The 13,357-nt window shown below is 70.5% G+C and carries 16 protein-coding genes; 7 read left to right on the top strand and 9 right to left on the bottom strand.

Annotated elements, in window-relative coordinates; all coding sequences use genetic code 11:
* Position 1 precedes the first annotated feature (1 nt).
* A complete protein-coding gene (locus ACZ55A_RS35915) occupies positions 2 to 208 on the top strand; it encodes a hypothetical protein (RefSeq protein WP_468849180.1) in 207 nt (68 codons plus the stop codon).
* Positions 209 to 273: 65 nt separating this feature from the next.
* Here the strand turns inward: ACZ55A_RS35915 and ACZ55A_RS35910 are convergent, their stop codons facing one another.
* A complete protein-coding gene (locus tag ACZ55A_RS35910) occupies positions 274 to 741 on the bottom strand; it encodes an NUDIX domain-containing protein (RefSeq protein ID WP_468849140.1) in 468 nt (155 codons plus the stop codon).
* Positions 734 to 1,489: a DUF5919 domain-containing protein gene (locus tag ACZ55A_RS35905; RefSeq protein ID WP_468849139.1), complete on the bottom strand. Its 756-nt coding sequence runs from the start codon at positions 1,487 to 1,489 to the stop codon at positions 734 to 736. Before ACZ55A_RS35905 ends, ACZ55A_RS35910 begins: the two co-directional genes overlap by 8 nt.
* A gap of 309 nt (positions 1,490 to 1,798) precedes the next feature.
* Between ACZ55A_RS35905 and ACZ55A_RS35900 the strand changes: the two genes are divergently transcribed.
* From ACZ55A_RS35900 to ACZ55A_RS35885, 4 genes are all read left to right on the top strand, one after another.
* Complete coding sequence (locus tag ACZ55A_RS35900) at positions 1,799 to 1,996, top strand: hypothetical protein (RefSeq protein ID WP_468849138.1); 198 nt, start codon at positions 1,799 to 1,801, stop codon at positions 1,994 to 1,996.
* A complete protein-coding gene (locus ACZ55A_RS35895; protein ID WP_468849137.1) occupies positions 1,996 to 2,376 on the top strand; it encodes a hypothetical protein in 381 nt (126 codons plus the stop codon). Before ACZ55A_RS35900 ends, ACZ55A_RS35895 begins: the two co-directional genes overlap by 1 nt.
* Positions 2,373 to 2,654, top strand: a complete 282-nt coding sequence (locus ACZ55A_RS35890) for a hypothetical protein (RefSeq protein ID WP_468849135.1) — start codon at positions 2,373 to 2,375, stop codon at positions 2,652 to 2,654. The genes ACZ55A_RS35895 and ACZ55A_RS35890 overlap by 4 nt, the downstream gene beginning before the upstream one ends.
* Before the next feature lie 258 nt (positions 2,655 to 2,912).
* Entirely contained in the window at positions 2,913 to 3,077 is a 165-nt protein-coding gene (locus ACZ55A_RS35885; RefSeq protein WP_468849133.1) for a hypothetical protein, read from the top strand.
* A 141-nt stretch (positions 3,078 to 3,218) separates the two neighbouring features.
* Here the strand turns inward: ACZ55A_RS35885 and ACZ55A_RS35880 are convergent, their stop codons facing one another.
* Both ACZ55A_RS35880 and ACZ55A_RS35875 read right to left on the bottom strand, forming a co-directional pair.
* On the bottom strand, positions 3,219 to 3,881 hold the full coding sequence (locus ACZ55A_RS35880; RefSeq protein ID WP_468849178.1) for a response regulator: 663 nt from the start codon (positions 3,879 to 3,881) through the stop codon (positions 3,219 to 3,221).
* A gap of 156 nt (positions 3,882 to 4,037) precedes the next feature.
* Entirely contained in the window at positions 4,038 to 5,240 is a 1,203-nt protein-coding gene (locus ACZ55A_RS35875; protein WP_468849132.1) for a sensor histidine kinase, read from the bottom strand.
* Between the two features lie 326 nt (positions 5,241 to 5,566).
* Between ACZ55A_RS35875 and ACZ55A_RS35870 the strand changes: the two genes are divergently transcribed.
* Together ACZ55A_RS35870 and ACZ55A_RS35865 are read left to right on the top strand one after the other, a co-directional pair.
* Positions 5,567 to 6,361: a 4'-phosphopantetheinyl transferase family protein gene (locus ACZ55A_RS35870; protein WP_468849130.1), complete on the top strand. Its 795-nt coding sequence runs from the start codon at positions 5,567 to 5,569 to the stop codon at positions 6,359 to 6,361.
* Between the two features lie 247 nt (positions 6,362 to 6,608).
* Complete coding sequence (locus ACZ55A_RS35865; RefSeq protein ID WP_468849128.1) at positions 6,609 to 7,235, top strand: transglycosylase family protein; 627 nt, start codon at positions 6,609 to 6,611, stop codon at positions 7,233 to 7,235.
* Between the two features lie 21 nt (positions 7,236 to 7,256).
* On the opposite strand, the gene ACZ55A_RS35860 is transcribed toward ACZ55A_RS35865, so the two are convergent.
* From ACZ55A_RS35860 to ACZ55A_RS35840, 5 genes are all read right to left on the bottom strand, one after another.
* The gene (locus ACZ55A_RS35860; protein WP_468849127.1) at positions 7,257 to 7,790 is read right to left on the bottom strand and encodes a Pycsar system effector family protein; all 534 of its coding nucleotides are present in this window, start codon (positions 7,788 to 7,790) and stop codon (positions 7,257 to 7,259) included.
* A gap of 80 nt (positions 7,791 to 7,870) precedes the next feature.
* Positions 7,871 to 9,205 (bottom strand): DUF4407 domain-containing protein, encoded by a 1,335-nt coding sequence (locus ACZ55A_RS35855; RefSeq protein WP_468849125.1) that lies wholly within the window; start codon positions 9,203 to 9,205, stop codon positions 7,871 to 7,873.
* Positions 9,198 to 10,283 carry a hypothetical protein gene (locus ACZ55A_RS35850; RefSeq protein WP_468849124.1) on the bottom strand — a complete coding sequence of 362 codons (1,086 nt, stop codon included), beginning with the start codon at positions 10,281 to 10,283 and terminating at the stop codon, positions 9,198 to 9,200. The genes ACZ55A_RS35855 and ACZ55A_RS35850 overlap by 8 nt, the downstream gene beginning before the upstream one ends.
* Entirely contained in the window at positions 10,280 to 12,520 is a 2,241-nt protein-coding gene (locus tag ACZ55A_RS35845; protein ID WP_468849122.1) for a hypothetical protein, read from the bottom strand. The genes ACZ55A_RS35850 and ACZ55A_RS35845 overlap by 4 nt, the downstream gene beginning before the upstream one ends.
* Positions 12,520 to 13,332: a hypothetical protein gene (locus ACZ55A_RS35840; protein ID WP_468849120.1), complete on the bottom strand. Its 813-nt coding sequence runs from the start codon at positions 13,330 to 13,332 to the stop codon at positions 12,520 to 12,522. The genes ACZ55A_RS35845 and ACZ55A_RS35840 overlap by 1 nt, the downstream gene beginning before the upstream one ends.
* Between the last annotated feature and the right edge of the window lie 25 nt (positions 13,333 to 13,357).

Genomic DNA, 13,357 nt, shown 5'->3' with positions numbered 1-13,357 from the left:
CCTGGCCGGCGTCGAGGCTCGCCGGGTGCTGTACGTGGGCGATCACCCGCAAAACGACGTCCTGCCCGCGTGTGCTGCGGGACTTCGGGCGGCGCATCTGCGCCGGGGCCCGCTCGGGCATCTGTGGGCAGGCAGCGACGAAGCGCGCGCCGCGGACTGGAGGGTGGGGAGCCTCGCGGAGCTGGTGGACATCCTCAGGAACGCGTAGCCGCCAACCCCACGGCCCCGCCCGCGTGGTGAGGGCCGGGCACGTGGGTCTCGACTGCGTGTCGACTACCGGGCGGCGGGCATTTGGCCGGTGCGCCAGTCATTCAGGCGTTTTCGGATACTGGGGACCATGGGGAGCGCATCAATCTCTTCGGGCTCGAACCACCGAACATCCGTGGATTCCTCGGACACTGCCAACTGCCCCGTCACGGGGCGAGCCAGGAAGCAGATGGAGAATTCCTGCCGTACTTCACCATCGTCGTAGGCGAAGACATGTCGGGGGTTGGTGTAGGTGCCGACGATGCCCACGATCTCGACCTTGAACCCGGTTTCTTCGTGTGTCTCCCGGATGGCACATTCCGGCAGTGACTCGCCAATGTGCATGGCGCCACCCGGAAGTGCCCACATGTCATTGTCGCGCCGGCGCTGAAGGAGGACGCGCCCGAAGTTGTCGACAACGATCGCGGATGCAGCCGGAACCAAGCTGTTCGCTGCGGGCGCGTGCGGATCGTCCTCGTAGTCGCGCCTACCCATTGCCGCCACCTTTCCCCACCGGAGTTCCCCTGTTCCACAGCTCTTCTACGTGCGTGGCGAAGCGATCAAACATGCCGTTGTCCTGGAGACGACGCAGGTGCAGCGTGGGAGCATCGTGCCCAACGCTGTGTGTCAGCAACGGCGTAACGATCATGTTGTCATCGAAGCGGAACACGGAAAGGTACGCGTGCCCGCCGCTGAACCTGGCGTCGATGCCCGGCTGGCTTCTGATCTTCTCCAGTTCGGCGAGTGTTACCCGGATACGCGTGGACAAAGTGAGTGCGACGTCTTCTTCTTGCTCGCGCGACCGCGTGAGGTCGCTGTCAGGCTCTCCGAGCAGAAATCGAACTCGGCACCCTCGGGCGGCTTTCCGCTGTAGTGCTGCACCGAACCTGGCTTGTTCGAGCCACAGGAAGTAGTTGGTGTAACCCGCGAAGGTCATCTCCCGCTCCGCGTTGGTGATCAACGATCGCCACAGGGAGGCCGGGCAACCGGACCGGTAAGGGTAGACCGAAACGACCTCACGGTCCGGACCCACCTTTATCGCTTTCTTTGCGGCTGCTGGCCACAACACCGCTTCGTCCTCTCCGAGCGCTTCGCAGACGGCCCACCGGTGACGGGCATGGGGAACCCGTCCGGTTTCGGTGATCCATCGGCTCACGGTCTTGATGTCGACGCCGCACTTCTCAGCTAATTGCCGGTCGGTCAAGTGCGCCCGAAGCATGGCGCGGCGTAGTGCTTCGTTCACGGGTACCCCCAGGGACGTTAGGCACGCTTCACGCGGTAGGTCTGCTCCGTGCCTAACGGTCGCGGAACGCAGTAGGAACGCTCCACAAGGCGCGGAAGTGTGTGAGGTGAGAGACGCACGGACCCCCGCGACGTTGCCGGTATGACGTACGCCCGGGGCGTGGCCACCAATCCCTGGGAGGTTGACGATATGGCGAAGCCTGCCGCCAGGTTCTTCGAACCGCTGTTGCGGTTGTTACTGCCCGCGCGAGGGCGTCACAGGTCCGTCGGCTCGTGGCCCGCCGTGAGGTGCGAGGGGCCAACGACGCCCGTGTTTCCGCGGGTGCCCGGCGGGCGGGCGGGGCTGCTGCGGGGCGAGGACGCGGCGCTGATCCGGCCGTACGTCCTCACGTCGGTGGAACGGCAGGAACGGCGGTTGCAGTACCGACGGCGGCAGACGCTGTGGCTCGCCGTGCACGGGATCGATGTCGGGCCGCGCTGGATTCACGGTGTGGAGGTGGCGGGCTGATGAGTCCCACGGACACCGCGCGGCTCCTGCCCTGGTTGAGCCCGGAGGGAAAGCCGTGCTTCCTGGCGGGCGACGGGACGGGCTTCGTGTCCCGTCTGGCCGATGACATGGAGACGGTGCTGCTCGACTCTGCCACCGGACTCGTCGAGGAAGCGCGCCGCGTCCTCGCTGCCCGGACGTGGACGCCCGGCGAACTACACCTGCTCGCCGTCGAATTGACCGGGAGCCTGGCCGATGTGCTCCGGGTGGCGGAGAGCAGAGGCGCGCGCCTGCCCGCGCCGGACGACGAAGGTTGCGATGCGGACGGCATCGCTGCGGGCCACGACCATGGCCCCGGTGAGGGCGGCGGCCCACGGCTTCCGGCGGAGGCGTTCGGATGAGCCGGGCACGGTGCCTGGGCGTGTGGTCGCGGCTGCGCTTCTGGGCGGAGGAGACCTGGGGGCGGTATGTGGGTCGGCGGGAGCTGTACCGGCTGCTTGAGCAGATGCGTGCGGAGTGCGAGGCCCGTACCGCGTGGGTGGATGAGCTGACCGAGGACGAGCAGGCGGCGTTTCTGCGCGGCCTCGCTGAGCGGATCCGGGCCGATCGTGCGCGGGAGCCGACTCCGACGCCTTCATGGCAGCCCCCGGGCGCTACCGACGGCGAGCGGTCGGCGTAGAGATGGGGCCGGGGGCCCGGGCGCAGGTGACCGTTGACAGCCCCCGTCCGATGCGAGGGAGTCACGCCCGCGCTGGGCTCCGCTTGGCCAGACGACGTCAACCGGCACGCCGGCGCTGCGCGCCTGCCGCGGCGCCTCGGGGCGCGGGCAGGCCAACTGCCGCGCACCTCACCATGGCTGCGATCGGCCGTGGGTAGGAGCGACCCAACGATGAAGGAGGACTGTGCGGACCCGGGCGAGCACGAAGGAGCGGAGTCGGTGACGGAGTTCGGCCCACGAGAGCTCTGGGCCGGGGTCGAAAAGGTGCACACCGAGTTCCAGAGCCTCGACGATCCGGGTGTGACCGATTTCGGGTTGACCGTGTCGGCGGCGGAACAGCGCGTGTGGTTGCGCACGCCGGACAACGCCGTCAGGCCCCTCTGACTGCGACCGTAGACCCCGTCCCGGCCGGGCATCCTGGCCGGATATGCGGGCCGGATAGGCAGGCCGGGACGGGTCCGGGCCGTCATGGCGAGGCATTACGTCATGTGGTGAGGGGCACCCGGGCCCGCATCCGCCCGCCCCTCATCCCCCCAACGCGATCCCATGCTGCTGTGCCAAGATCGCCGCCTGTACCCGGCTGCGTAGGTTCAGTTTCGACAGGATGCGGCTGGTGTGGGTCTTCACGGTGCCCTCCGCGAGGTTGAGGGTCTCCGCGATGGCGCTGTTGGGCAGGCCGCGGGCGATGCAGGCGAGGACCTCCAACTCCCGTTTGGTGAGGGTGTCCAGGGCCTGCGCCGCGCCGTCCGGCAGTTCGGGGCATACCGACGGTGGGCGGCCGGCGAACTCGGTGATCAGGCGGCGGGCGATCGCCGGGGTGAGGAAGCCGTCGCCGTGTGCCACCTCGCGTACCGCGCTGACCAGCACGGCCGGCTCGGCGTTCTTGAGGATGAAGCCGCCGGCCCCGGCCCGTAAGGCGCCGAAGATGTACTCGTTGAGGTCGAAGGTGGTCAGCACCAGGACCTCGGCGAGCTGGCGCTCGACGATCCGGCGGGTCGCCGCGACCCCGTTGAGCTGCGGCATCTGGACGTCCATCAGTACGACGTCGGGCCGCAGTTCGGCGGCCATCCGGACCGCCGCCTCCCCGTCACCGGCCTCGCCGACGACGGTGATGCCCGGGTCGGTCTGGAGTACCAGGACCAGTCCGGACCGTACGGCGGCCTGGTCGTCGGCCACCAGTACCCGGATGCCCGGCAACGTCCCGACCGGTTCCGCCGCAGGCTCTGTCGCCGCCTCGTACCTCACTGTCTCCTCCACCGGCTGCCTCACTGGCTGCTCCACCTCTCGTCATCACCGCCCCCGTCCTGGAACCCGGGGCCGTGCCGGCGCCGGGAGTTCTGCGTCCTATGCGTTCTGGGTCAGCGGGAGCACCGCCCTTACCCGCCAGCGCCCGGGGGCGGTGCGGTCGGGTCCCGCGTCGAAGATGCCGCCGACCAGGGCGGCCCGTTCGGACATCCCGGTGAGCCCGGCGCCGGCACCGGTGGTCAGCTGCGCCACGGGGCGCTGCCGGGCCCGGCCGTCGGCGCGGGCCAGCGGGCTGTCGACCGAGATGGTCAGCTGCTCGGCGCCGGCCTCGCAGCGGATCCGCACCCGCCCCGCCGCGGCGTGCTTGAGGACATTGGTCAGCGCCTCCTGCACGATGCGGTACGCCGTCACCTCGATCACCGACGACACCTCGGGGAAGCTCTCGGGGAACTCGGTGTGCAGGGTCAGGGCGGCGGCGTCGGCGGCCGGGCGGGCCTGTTCGACCAGTGCGCCCAGGGCGTTGAGCTGCGGACGGTCCCAGTCGTCGTCGACGCCCCGGTCGGACCGCAACAGGACCACCATCCGGCGCATTTCGGCCAGCCCCTGCACACTGTTCTCACGGATGACCGCCAACGCCCGCAGCACCGGGTCCTCTTCGGCCGCGGTGTCCTTCTCCCCCTGCCCCGCTCCCTCCCGTTTCGCCTCGCTCAGCGACAGCACGGCGCTGGAATGGATGGCGATCGCGCTGAGGTGGTTGGCCACCAGGTCGTGCAGTTCACGCGCCATACGGGTGCGCTCGGTCTGTAACACGGTCTTGCGGTCCAGCTCCGCCAGCCGGTTGATCTGCGCCGCCCGCTCCCGCTCGGCGTCCGCGCGCTCCTTGTGGTTCCTTATCAACACCCCTGTCCATACAGGGGAGATGAGGAGCATGGCGACGATGACGCCGGTGGTCACGCCCTCCGAGCGGTCGCTGATGGCGATCAGGAAACCGGTGGTGGCGAGGGTGACGGCGACCGTCCCGAACTGGAGCAGCCGGCAGAGCCAGGTGGCCCCGTACAGCGCGGCCGCGTACAGCAGGTCGGTATAGATCAGTACGGGCCCCAGGCCGCCGCTGGAGGTCATCTCCATGGTCACGGTCACGGTGCCGACGGCGACCGCGAGCGGGGGCAGGGCGCTGCGGAAGGCGGTCGCGGCACACAGCACAAGCACCGGCAGGACCGCCTGCCAGGCGGGGATATCGCCTCCCATGACCCGGGGGCCGCCCAGGACATACAGAATCAGACAGGCGGCGAAGAAAACCACTGCCAATCTGAGGTCGCGGAGCGGTATGGGGCGGCGGCGCGCGTTCGTACTTGTGAAAAGACGTAACCACACACGAGGACAGTACTGGGGCGAGTTGCCCGTTTTCTTGGCCCTGGCGCCCGAATTTGGGTGGGTCTCCCGTACATCGAAGTATGTAGCCGTACATCAGCAGGAGGGATGACTCGAAGGATCCGGAGGATCTGCAAACCTTGGGCTGTCTGTATCGATCGATGTAGGCGAAAAAGGGGGAGCCACCACCTGTTTGTCGGCCTGTCACTCACCGAGTGCGGCCTTGGCACCGCTCAACTGTGGAGGACGGAAAGTACGTGGAAACGAACGCCGCTCTTCTCGAACTCTGTCCGGAACCCCTTGACCAGGACGTTCCTGACCACCCGCAACACCCCGCCCAGGCCCGCCTGGCACCGCTCGCAGCAGCACCTTCGCACATCCAGCCGCACCCGCAGGACCACCCGGAATGGGCAGCCACCTCCGTCCCGGTCTACGTCGTCCCCGTAGGAGCCGTCCCCACCGCACCGTCCTCCTCGGCCGGCACCTCCGCAAGTGCGCTGTCCCCGGACCACTGTCTGGGCCTGAACGGCCACTCCCGTGCCACCCTCGACGGTGCCTCCCGCAGCTGGCTGCTGGCCCGGCTCCCCGGCCGGGTGAGCGCCGCGATGGCCGCCGCCACCCACTGGGAGCTGTACGGCACCCGCGGCCTGCTGGTCGTGGCGTGCGGGGAGGACGCCCGTCAGATGGGGTTCTCGGTGGAGTCCGTCCGCGGTGAGACGTCACCGCCGCACACCCCGTACGAGGTGCTGACCGCGCGGGAATCGCGCCTTGCCGCCAACTGCCCGGCGGCCGAACGGGAACGCCTGATCACTCGCTTCTGGGTCCGCAAGGACGCCGCCATGCAGGCCGTCGGCGGCGGACTGTCCATCGCCCCCGAACGTATCGAGGCCGGCTTCCCCACCGACCAGGGCACGGTATCCGTCCCCGGCCCGTACGGTCTGGAAGTCCCGGTATCGGTAAAGAACTTCACCTTCTCGCCGGCTTATGAGTTCGCCGTTGCCACCCCCGAACCCCTTCCGCTCACCCCTTCCTTCGCCTATTCGGGCACGTAATTGCCCGTTCCCACCGCACAAACGGCTCGTGGCCGCAAGGCATTCCTTGCCGCTGGCCTGAAGAAGGCCTTGACATCGGCGGCCACGGGCGACGGCACGGGCAATAGTCCACCGGGGTGAAACACCCGCATGTCGCGCTTTCCGGACGCGGCGAGAACCATAGGGCCGGGTTACTTGGTGCCTGCCCACCGGTCGTGGCGAGCACTCCGCCACGGCGTTGCCGGAGCACAGCGGAGGATTTGCCGTCATGCCGTCGCCCCTCGCCAAACGGTCCGCCGAAACGATCCTGCCCGTGCTGCTGGTCCTGCTGAGCGTCCTCGGCCTCACCGGCCCGCCCCACGCGGTGGCCGCCCCCGCCGGACACCCGGTGCCCGACTGGGACCGCATCGCGGCCTGCGAGAGCAGCGGCCGCTGGCACATCAACACCGGCAACGGCTACCACGGCGGCCTCCAGATCGACCCCGCCACCTGGCGCGCCTACGGCGGCGAGCGCTACGCCCCGCGCGCCGACCTCGCCACCCGCGAGCAACAGATCGCCATCGGCGAGCGCATCGCCCGCGACCGAGGCCTCTCCGCCTGGCCCAACTGCGCGCGCACGACCATCCGCCCCGCAAACACCGGCACCGCCACGGCCGGCCCCGGCACGGACAGCAGCCCCAGCTCCGGCCCCTCCACCAGAAGCCGCCCCGCCCCCCACGCCACCCCCGCCGCCGTGCGCACCTACCTCGTCCACCCCGGCGACTGCCTCTCCGTCATCGCCGAACGCTTCCACGCACCCGGCGGCACCAAGGCCCTCTACCACCTCAACCATCACAAACTCCCCGAGGGCCCGGACCGCATCTACCCGGGGCAGCTGCTGCATCTGCCGGGGTGAGCTGTGGCGGGCGGCAGCCGGTCAGCGCAGTGAGCCGAGCAGCACGCCGAGCGCGGTCAGCACGAGGAACAGGGCGCTGGCGGCCATTCCGCGACGGATACCACGGTATTTGGCGGCCACCACCTTCGACAGCGCGGTGAACTGGCTGAGGTCCCGTTCCAGCGGATCGGTGCGCCGTACCACCGCGCTGAGTAATCGGGCGGACGAGGAGCCCGTCACATCGCCGAAGTAGTGGGCCCGCCGGCGTCCCGCGGGGCCCACACGGGGCAGCAGGACCAGCCCCAACAGGTACAGCGACGGAAGCAGCGCCGCGCAGCCCGTCCAGAAGAGCGCCTGGGCGAGGGGGCCGTAACGCAAGGGTCTGATCGCGCCCGCGCTCACCGCGCCCACCAGGGCGGTCGCCGCGACGCCGAGGCACGACAGCAGAAAGCCGGCCTTCTGGTCCGCCTTGAGCATCTCCTCACGGGTCTCGGTCAGCAGCAGCCGGGCCAGGGCCTCGCTCCGGTTCGCGTCGTGGTCGCGGTGCGGACCGCCGGCCCTGTTCGCAACGGACAACGGGGTTCCTTCCCGAGGGGCGCTCCGGCCGCAGCCTCGTGCGGCCGGAGCGCCCCCTCGCTCATCGACAGGGACAGAGATCAGACGGACGACGGCCGGCGCAGCTCGTCCTCCAGGGCGTTGACCGCCTGGCTGACGCGGATGTTCATCGCCGCCACATGCTCACGGCGGGCGGCGTCGAACTCGGCCCTGCGGCGCCGGACGTCCTGCTCGCACGCCTCCTGCGCGATCTCCAGGTCCGCCATGGCCTGCCGCTCCGCGGTGCGGACCGCGGCGTCGTGCACCTTGACCGCGCTGTTGCTGCGCGTCGACAGCAGCCGGTCGTAGCTGTTCTCGTGCGCCAGGAACTTCACCAGCACGGGCAGCACATCGATGAGGATGAACAGGATCCGGACCAGCCAGACGCCGGTGAACAGGGCGGAGTTGTCGCGAGTCAGCTCCTCCAGGGCCTGCATGCGCTCCAGGACGCCGATGCCCTGCTGCTTGGCGCGCTCCTGCGCCACCCGCTCGGAGATCTCCTTGTCCCGGGCCGCGAGGAAGGCGCCGCGGGAACGGGTGAGCTTGCTGCCGTCCTGCCCGATCCGCTCGTTCATCCTCGCCAGCCGCCGCTCGTTCTCGGCGGTGTGGTGGGTGGCGCGGTAGTCGGCTGCCTTCTGCCGCAGCCGAAGGCACTCCGACGTCCGCTGAAGCAGCCCGTTGGAGGCGTTACGGATGAGCTGCCGGCACTCGTCCCGGACCTCCGCCTCCAGGGATTCCAGCCGCCGGGTGTCCTGGTCGACCCGCTTCTGAAGTGCGGCGGCGTCCGTGCGGAGCGACTCGAGCTCGGCGGACTGCCCGCCGGGCGTCGCCCCGAACGACAGCAGATAGCTCCCGCAGCCCTCGGGGCGGGCCCGGCCCCCGCCGCTCTGCGAGGGGTCCGGGTTGCACCGCAGCAGGTTGCTCCGCAGCTGGTCGACGTCGCCGTGCCGCTCGTCGCGGATCCGCTCCTCCACCGCGGTCTGGAAGACCCGCAGCACCAGCGGCTCGGCGATCACGGTGCCGAGCATCAGGGCGACCACGAGCCGCATCAGCATCGGAGCCGCCCGCCGTTTGGCGTTCGGCTGCGGTGCGATCAGCCAGCGGTCGAGATTGAGCACGAACAGCATCCAGATGACGGCCGGCAGCAGGGCCAGGACGGACGTCCCGCCGATCGCCTCGTTCGCGAAGTTCCACATCGAGAAGGCGGCGATGACGGACGTGCCCAGCACCACGCCGCCCAGCGCGGTGTACTTGCTGCGCTCGTACCACACCCAGGCGAGCAGGTTCTCGTCCACACCGGTGAGTGCGCGCAGCCGGCGGGCGGGGTCGAAGCCTGTGGGGCCGCGGTGCTCCGCGGGCGGTTCGTACCCGTCCGGCAGCTTGAGGAAGTCAGTCAAGGAGGTCGTCCTCGTCCTTGATGTGGTGGCTGTCCCTGCCGTCCCGGCCGGTCAGCTTGGCGGGTGAGCCGTTCGCGGAGCCGTTCTTGCGGTGCGGCGCGGCCTCCACGGCGGGGGCGGCGGGGCCGCTCGACGGGACACTGCCCTGCTCCATCATCTGCTGGAACACCTGCTGGTAGTCCACGTAGTGCTCGGACCTCCCCATCTGCGCCAGCACCGTGCGCAGCAGTTCCGCCTGAAGGGCCCGGTCCGCCTTCTCGCGTTCGTGGGCCCGGGCCTTGTCGTCGGCGGTGTCCTGGAGACGCTGCGCCCGGTCCTGGTCGTCCCTGCGGTGGGCGCGCTCGGCGATGGCGGCCACATCGATGCGGTCGCGGGCCACCCCGAGGGCGTCCACATACTCCCTGCCCTGCGCCAGCAGTTCGGCCAGCCGCTGGACCGCCTCGGACTCGAACTCGTGCTGGCCCCGCTGGAGTTCCTGGTCCCGGCGCTCGTCCCGCAGCTTCTGTTCCCAGGCGCGCAGGTCCTCCGGGGTCAGCACCTCGATGCCGACGAACTCCACGCTCATCCCGGCGATCCGCGGCGTCACGATCGTGGTGTACGCGGTCATCCGCCGGGTCACCTGGTCGCGGACCGCGTTGACCTCCTCGATGCGATGGGCCGCGCTCGCCCGGGACAGTTCGCTGTCGCCCGCCAGGTATGTCCGCAGCGGGATGGTGACATCGTCGGTCCCCTGCCGGGCAACCGTGGCGGCGTCGGTCACCTGGCAGGTGAAGGACGCCCGGATCGTGAAGGTGTCCGCCTCGCTCACCGAGGGGACGACCCGCTCCACCTCGACCAGCCGGGCCCGGGTGTCGACCAGGCTCACCGACGAGGCATCCACCACATCGGGGTGGGACGGATCGAAGGTCATCCCCTCCGGGTACTCGCGGTACTGACCGCCGACCCGGAAGACATAGACCGCACCGGGCGGCAGCGCCGGCACATCGTCGCGCTGCCGGCGACGCGACCACCAGCCGCGCTGCACGGTCCCCAGCATCTGCTCGGCCACGATCGGATAGTTCTCCTGCACGTACGTCATCCTCCTTGGAAGGAAAGGGAGTTGGCCGGGGTGTGAGGCCGCTGCTGCATGGACCCCAGCAGCACCTGCGCGAGGTGCCGGGTGCCGGCCAGGGCGAAGTCCGGGTGGCGCAGCGCCGCCGACATATCGCTGTGCAGGCCCTGCCACTGGCGCGGGGTCAGCGCCGCGCGCATCGCCTCGCCCAGCTCACGGACCGAGGCGGTGGCCGAAGGGTCGTCCTTCAGTGCGGCCAGGGTCTTGCACAGTGCGGTAACGGCCCGCGCCCTGCGCACACTGAGCAGCGCGGTGACCCACAAGGACCCGAGCTGCGGGGCGGTCTGCGGATGGCGCCGCAGCAACTCCGCCGCCAGCGGCTCGCCCGGCCGCAGCTGCTCGGCTCCGAGCACCTTGACGGCCGTCTCCAGCGCGGCGGCGCGTTCCTTGAGGTCACGGCCCCGCGCCAGCCGGGTGCGGAGATAGCGGAGGAAGAACACGGCCCGGTCGGAGCCCTCTTGCTCGGCCGCGGCCGTCGCGAGGAAGAGCACCAGCGAGCTCCGGGCCGCCAGCGCCACGCGCTGGCCGCGGCCGGTCATCTCCCACAGCCAGTTGAGCGCTTCGAGCCGGTACAGCGACCCGACCTCGCCCGCGAAGGCCATCGCCGCCGTGATGGCGCGCGACTGCCCCGCACCCAACTTCGCCCAGCTCAGGGTGGTGTTGAGGGCCTGGGGCGCCAGCTGCTCGTCCGCGCACATGAACTGGAGGACGAAGGCGGCGGTCAGCCGCTGGCTGCTGGTCCCGTTCGACCACGGCCGCAGCAGGTTCTCCTCGACCTCCGGCAGCGCGTACCGGGCCAGCAACGCCACGCCCTGGGCCACCTCGGCGCGGACGTCGGGGCCGTACTCCACGGAGAGCTGGTGGAGCCACTTCCGCAGCGGGTACCACAGGGCGTAACCGTAGAGCGCGTACAGCTCGCCGATCACCAGCTCCCGCACCCGCCGCGAGGCGAACACGATCGTCCGTTCGCTGCGGCAGTGCTCGTCCCCCTGTCCGGTACGGCGCACGGGCCCGGCGATCCCGACGGCCCGTGTGCTCCACTGCGCCCGGCTCTGTCCGATGCCCGGCCGCGGTACCGCGGGGGCGTCTTCCTCGGGCGGCAGCCCCTCGGTTGACCGGTGCCACTCGCGCACATGCGCGCCCAGCAGCACCGACAGTTCCTCGAAGGTGCGCTCCGGCAGCCCCTCGGCGAAGGCGAGCGCTGCCATCGGCAGCAGATCGTCGGTGCCCGGAGCCGCCGCGAACCATTCGTGGACGGCCTGCTTCGCGCTGTCCCGCAGCGCCTCCAGGGCCGCGTCGGGGCCGTCGTCGAGCTGGTGGGCGGCCCGTACGATGTCGCCCGGGCGGCGCAACTCGCCGACCCTCCTGCGCAGTTCGTCCGACAGGTCCGCGGGCAGGGCGGATATCCGGTCTCCCCCGCCCGTCCGGGCCACACAGTGGTCGAACAGCAAAAGCGGCTCGGGCGGGCTCCACGGCACGCAGTAGTCCTTCAGCGCCAGCCGGCGCCGGGCCGCGGGTGCGGCGGTCAGCACCAGATAGGAGCCGCGCCGGCGCAGCTCGCCCTGGAGCTTCTTGAGCTTGAAGCCCTGGACGGCGTCGGAGTCGGTCTCGCCGACGTAGTCGAGGATGACGTAACCGCTGTCGTCGTTGAGCGTGCCCTTCGCCACGAGGTCGGCCAGCGAATTCGCGGGTGACAGGCTGCGCAGCCCGGTGTCCTCTCCCAGCAGGTCCCGCAGCATCGCGAACGCGCCCGCGCGCCGGCCGCTGCCCTCCTCGCCGGCCAGCACCAGAATGTGGTCGGACTGGAGCCGGCCGGCGGCTTCGTCATAGCCGTCGGGGTGCAGGTAGTCGCGCAGTACCCGGTCGATCTCCGCCGGTTCGACGAAGCCGGGCGCCAGCCCAGGGGAGGACGCGGCGCCGAACCCGAACACCGCGTCCGCGGCATCGACCCGGCCGTAGAAGGTGTTGTAGACCCGCTGCCCGAGGACGCCCGCCAGTTCGCTGTAGCCCTGCTGGTCGGCGTCGAGCTCACCGTCGGACGGCTCCGGGCCACCGGATTGCTGCGCTTCGTCGGCCGTGGCCTCCGCGGACGGCTCCTCGGCGGCCGGTCCGCCCGGATCCGCCGCGTGGGGCGGGCTCTTGGCCGCGCCGTCGGGGCCGTCCGGTGTGTGCTGCCGGCCTTCGCCGGATTCCGGCTCGGCCATCAGCGGTCAGAGCTGCCGAAGCCGACAACGCCGCCGCGCAGGTCCACGGGGGCGTTGAAGTTGTTGACGCTGACGTTCCGCCCCTTGATGTCGGTGCGGACCCGGCCCGGGGCGGCGGGGTGCTGGGGTGCGCCGTGGTGGGGTGCGCCGTCGGCGCGTCGTCCGTTGGCGGCGGAGCCGGCGGGTGCGGGAGACGGGCCGCCGTCGTCGCCCAGTTCGAGGCCGTGCGCGTCGTGGCCCGGCACCCACAGCCAGGCGGCGGCCGCGTACTCCTTCTCCTGTACGGACACCCGGCGGAAAGCCGCTTCGAGGAGCGTGGTGTGGCCGCCGGCGACGGTGGACCGGTAGACCTCGTCGGACAGTGCCAGCACCAGGTCGGCGTCGTCCGCGGCCTTCAGGGCCGCCCGCAGCGGGGCGGAGTTGAGCAGCCGGCACGTGGTGACCACTGTCCGGCCGGCGAAGCCGTTGTCGGCGACCTCCACCGGCCCGTGGTGGACCGCGGCCCGTATCCTCATCCGCGCGCCGGGGACCCGGTCCTGGTTGTAAGCGAGCAGCCCGGCGGTGATGTGGCGGATGTAGTCGTCCACGATCCGGGGCTCGGAGCCGTCCATGGGCGCGACGGCCAGCTGCTCGTCGCCCTTGGCCTGGATGTGCCAACCGGTCCGGTCCACCGCCGCGTTGTGGGCGGCCCGGGAAAGGAGCCGGGGGAGATCATGCTGGATTTCGGATTGCCGGCGGTCGTTGTTTCCTCCGTACGACTGGACGTCCAGGGCAATGCAGGTGCAGGGGTAGTACCCGGCCTGTTCGGCCACTTGGCCATTCCTCCCTCCTTCGCGG

This window comes from Streptomyces sp. NPDC034111, from assembly GCF_055575375.1.
Note: the sequence above shows the minus strand (reverse complement) of the source record. Positions and strands in the feature narration are given on the sequence as shown.

What these genes read in the sequence shown, in the direction of transcription:
- ACZ55A_RS35895 (WP_468849137.1), top strand. Translation starts at nt 1,996, where the DNA reads ATGAGTCCCACGGACACCGCGCGGCTCCTGCCCTGGTTGAGCCCGGAG.
- ACZ55A_RS35845 (WP_468849122.1), bottom strand. Translation starts at nt 12,520, where the DNA reads ATGGCCGAGCCGGAATCCGGCGAAGGCCGGCAGCACACACCGGACGGC.
- ACZ55A_RS35850 (WP_468849124.1), bottom strand. Translation starts at nt 10,283, where the DNA reads ATGACGTACGTGCAGGAGAACTATCCGATCGTGGCCGAGCAGATGCTG.
- ACZ55A_RS35890 (WP_468849135.1), top strand. Translation starts at nt 2,373, where the DNA reads ATGAGCCGGGCACGGTGCCTGGGCGTGTGGTCGCGGCTGCGCTTCTGG.
- ACZ55A_RS35910 (WP_468849140.1), bottom strand. Translation starts at nt 741, where the DNA reads ATGGGTAGGCGCGACTACGAGGACGATCCGCACGCGCCCGCAGCGAAC.
- ACZ55A_RS35865 (WP_468849128.1), top strand. Translation starts at nt 6,609, where the DNA reads ATGCCGTCGCCCCTCGCCAAACGGTCCGCCGAAACGATCCTGCCCGTG.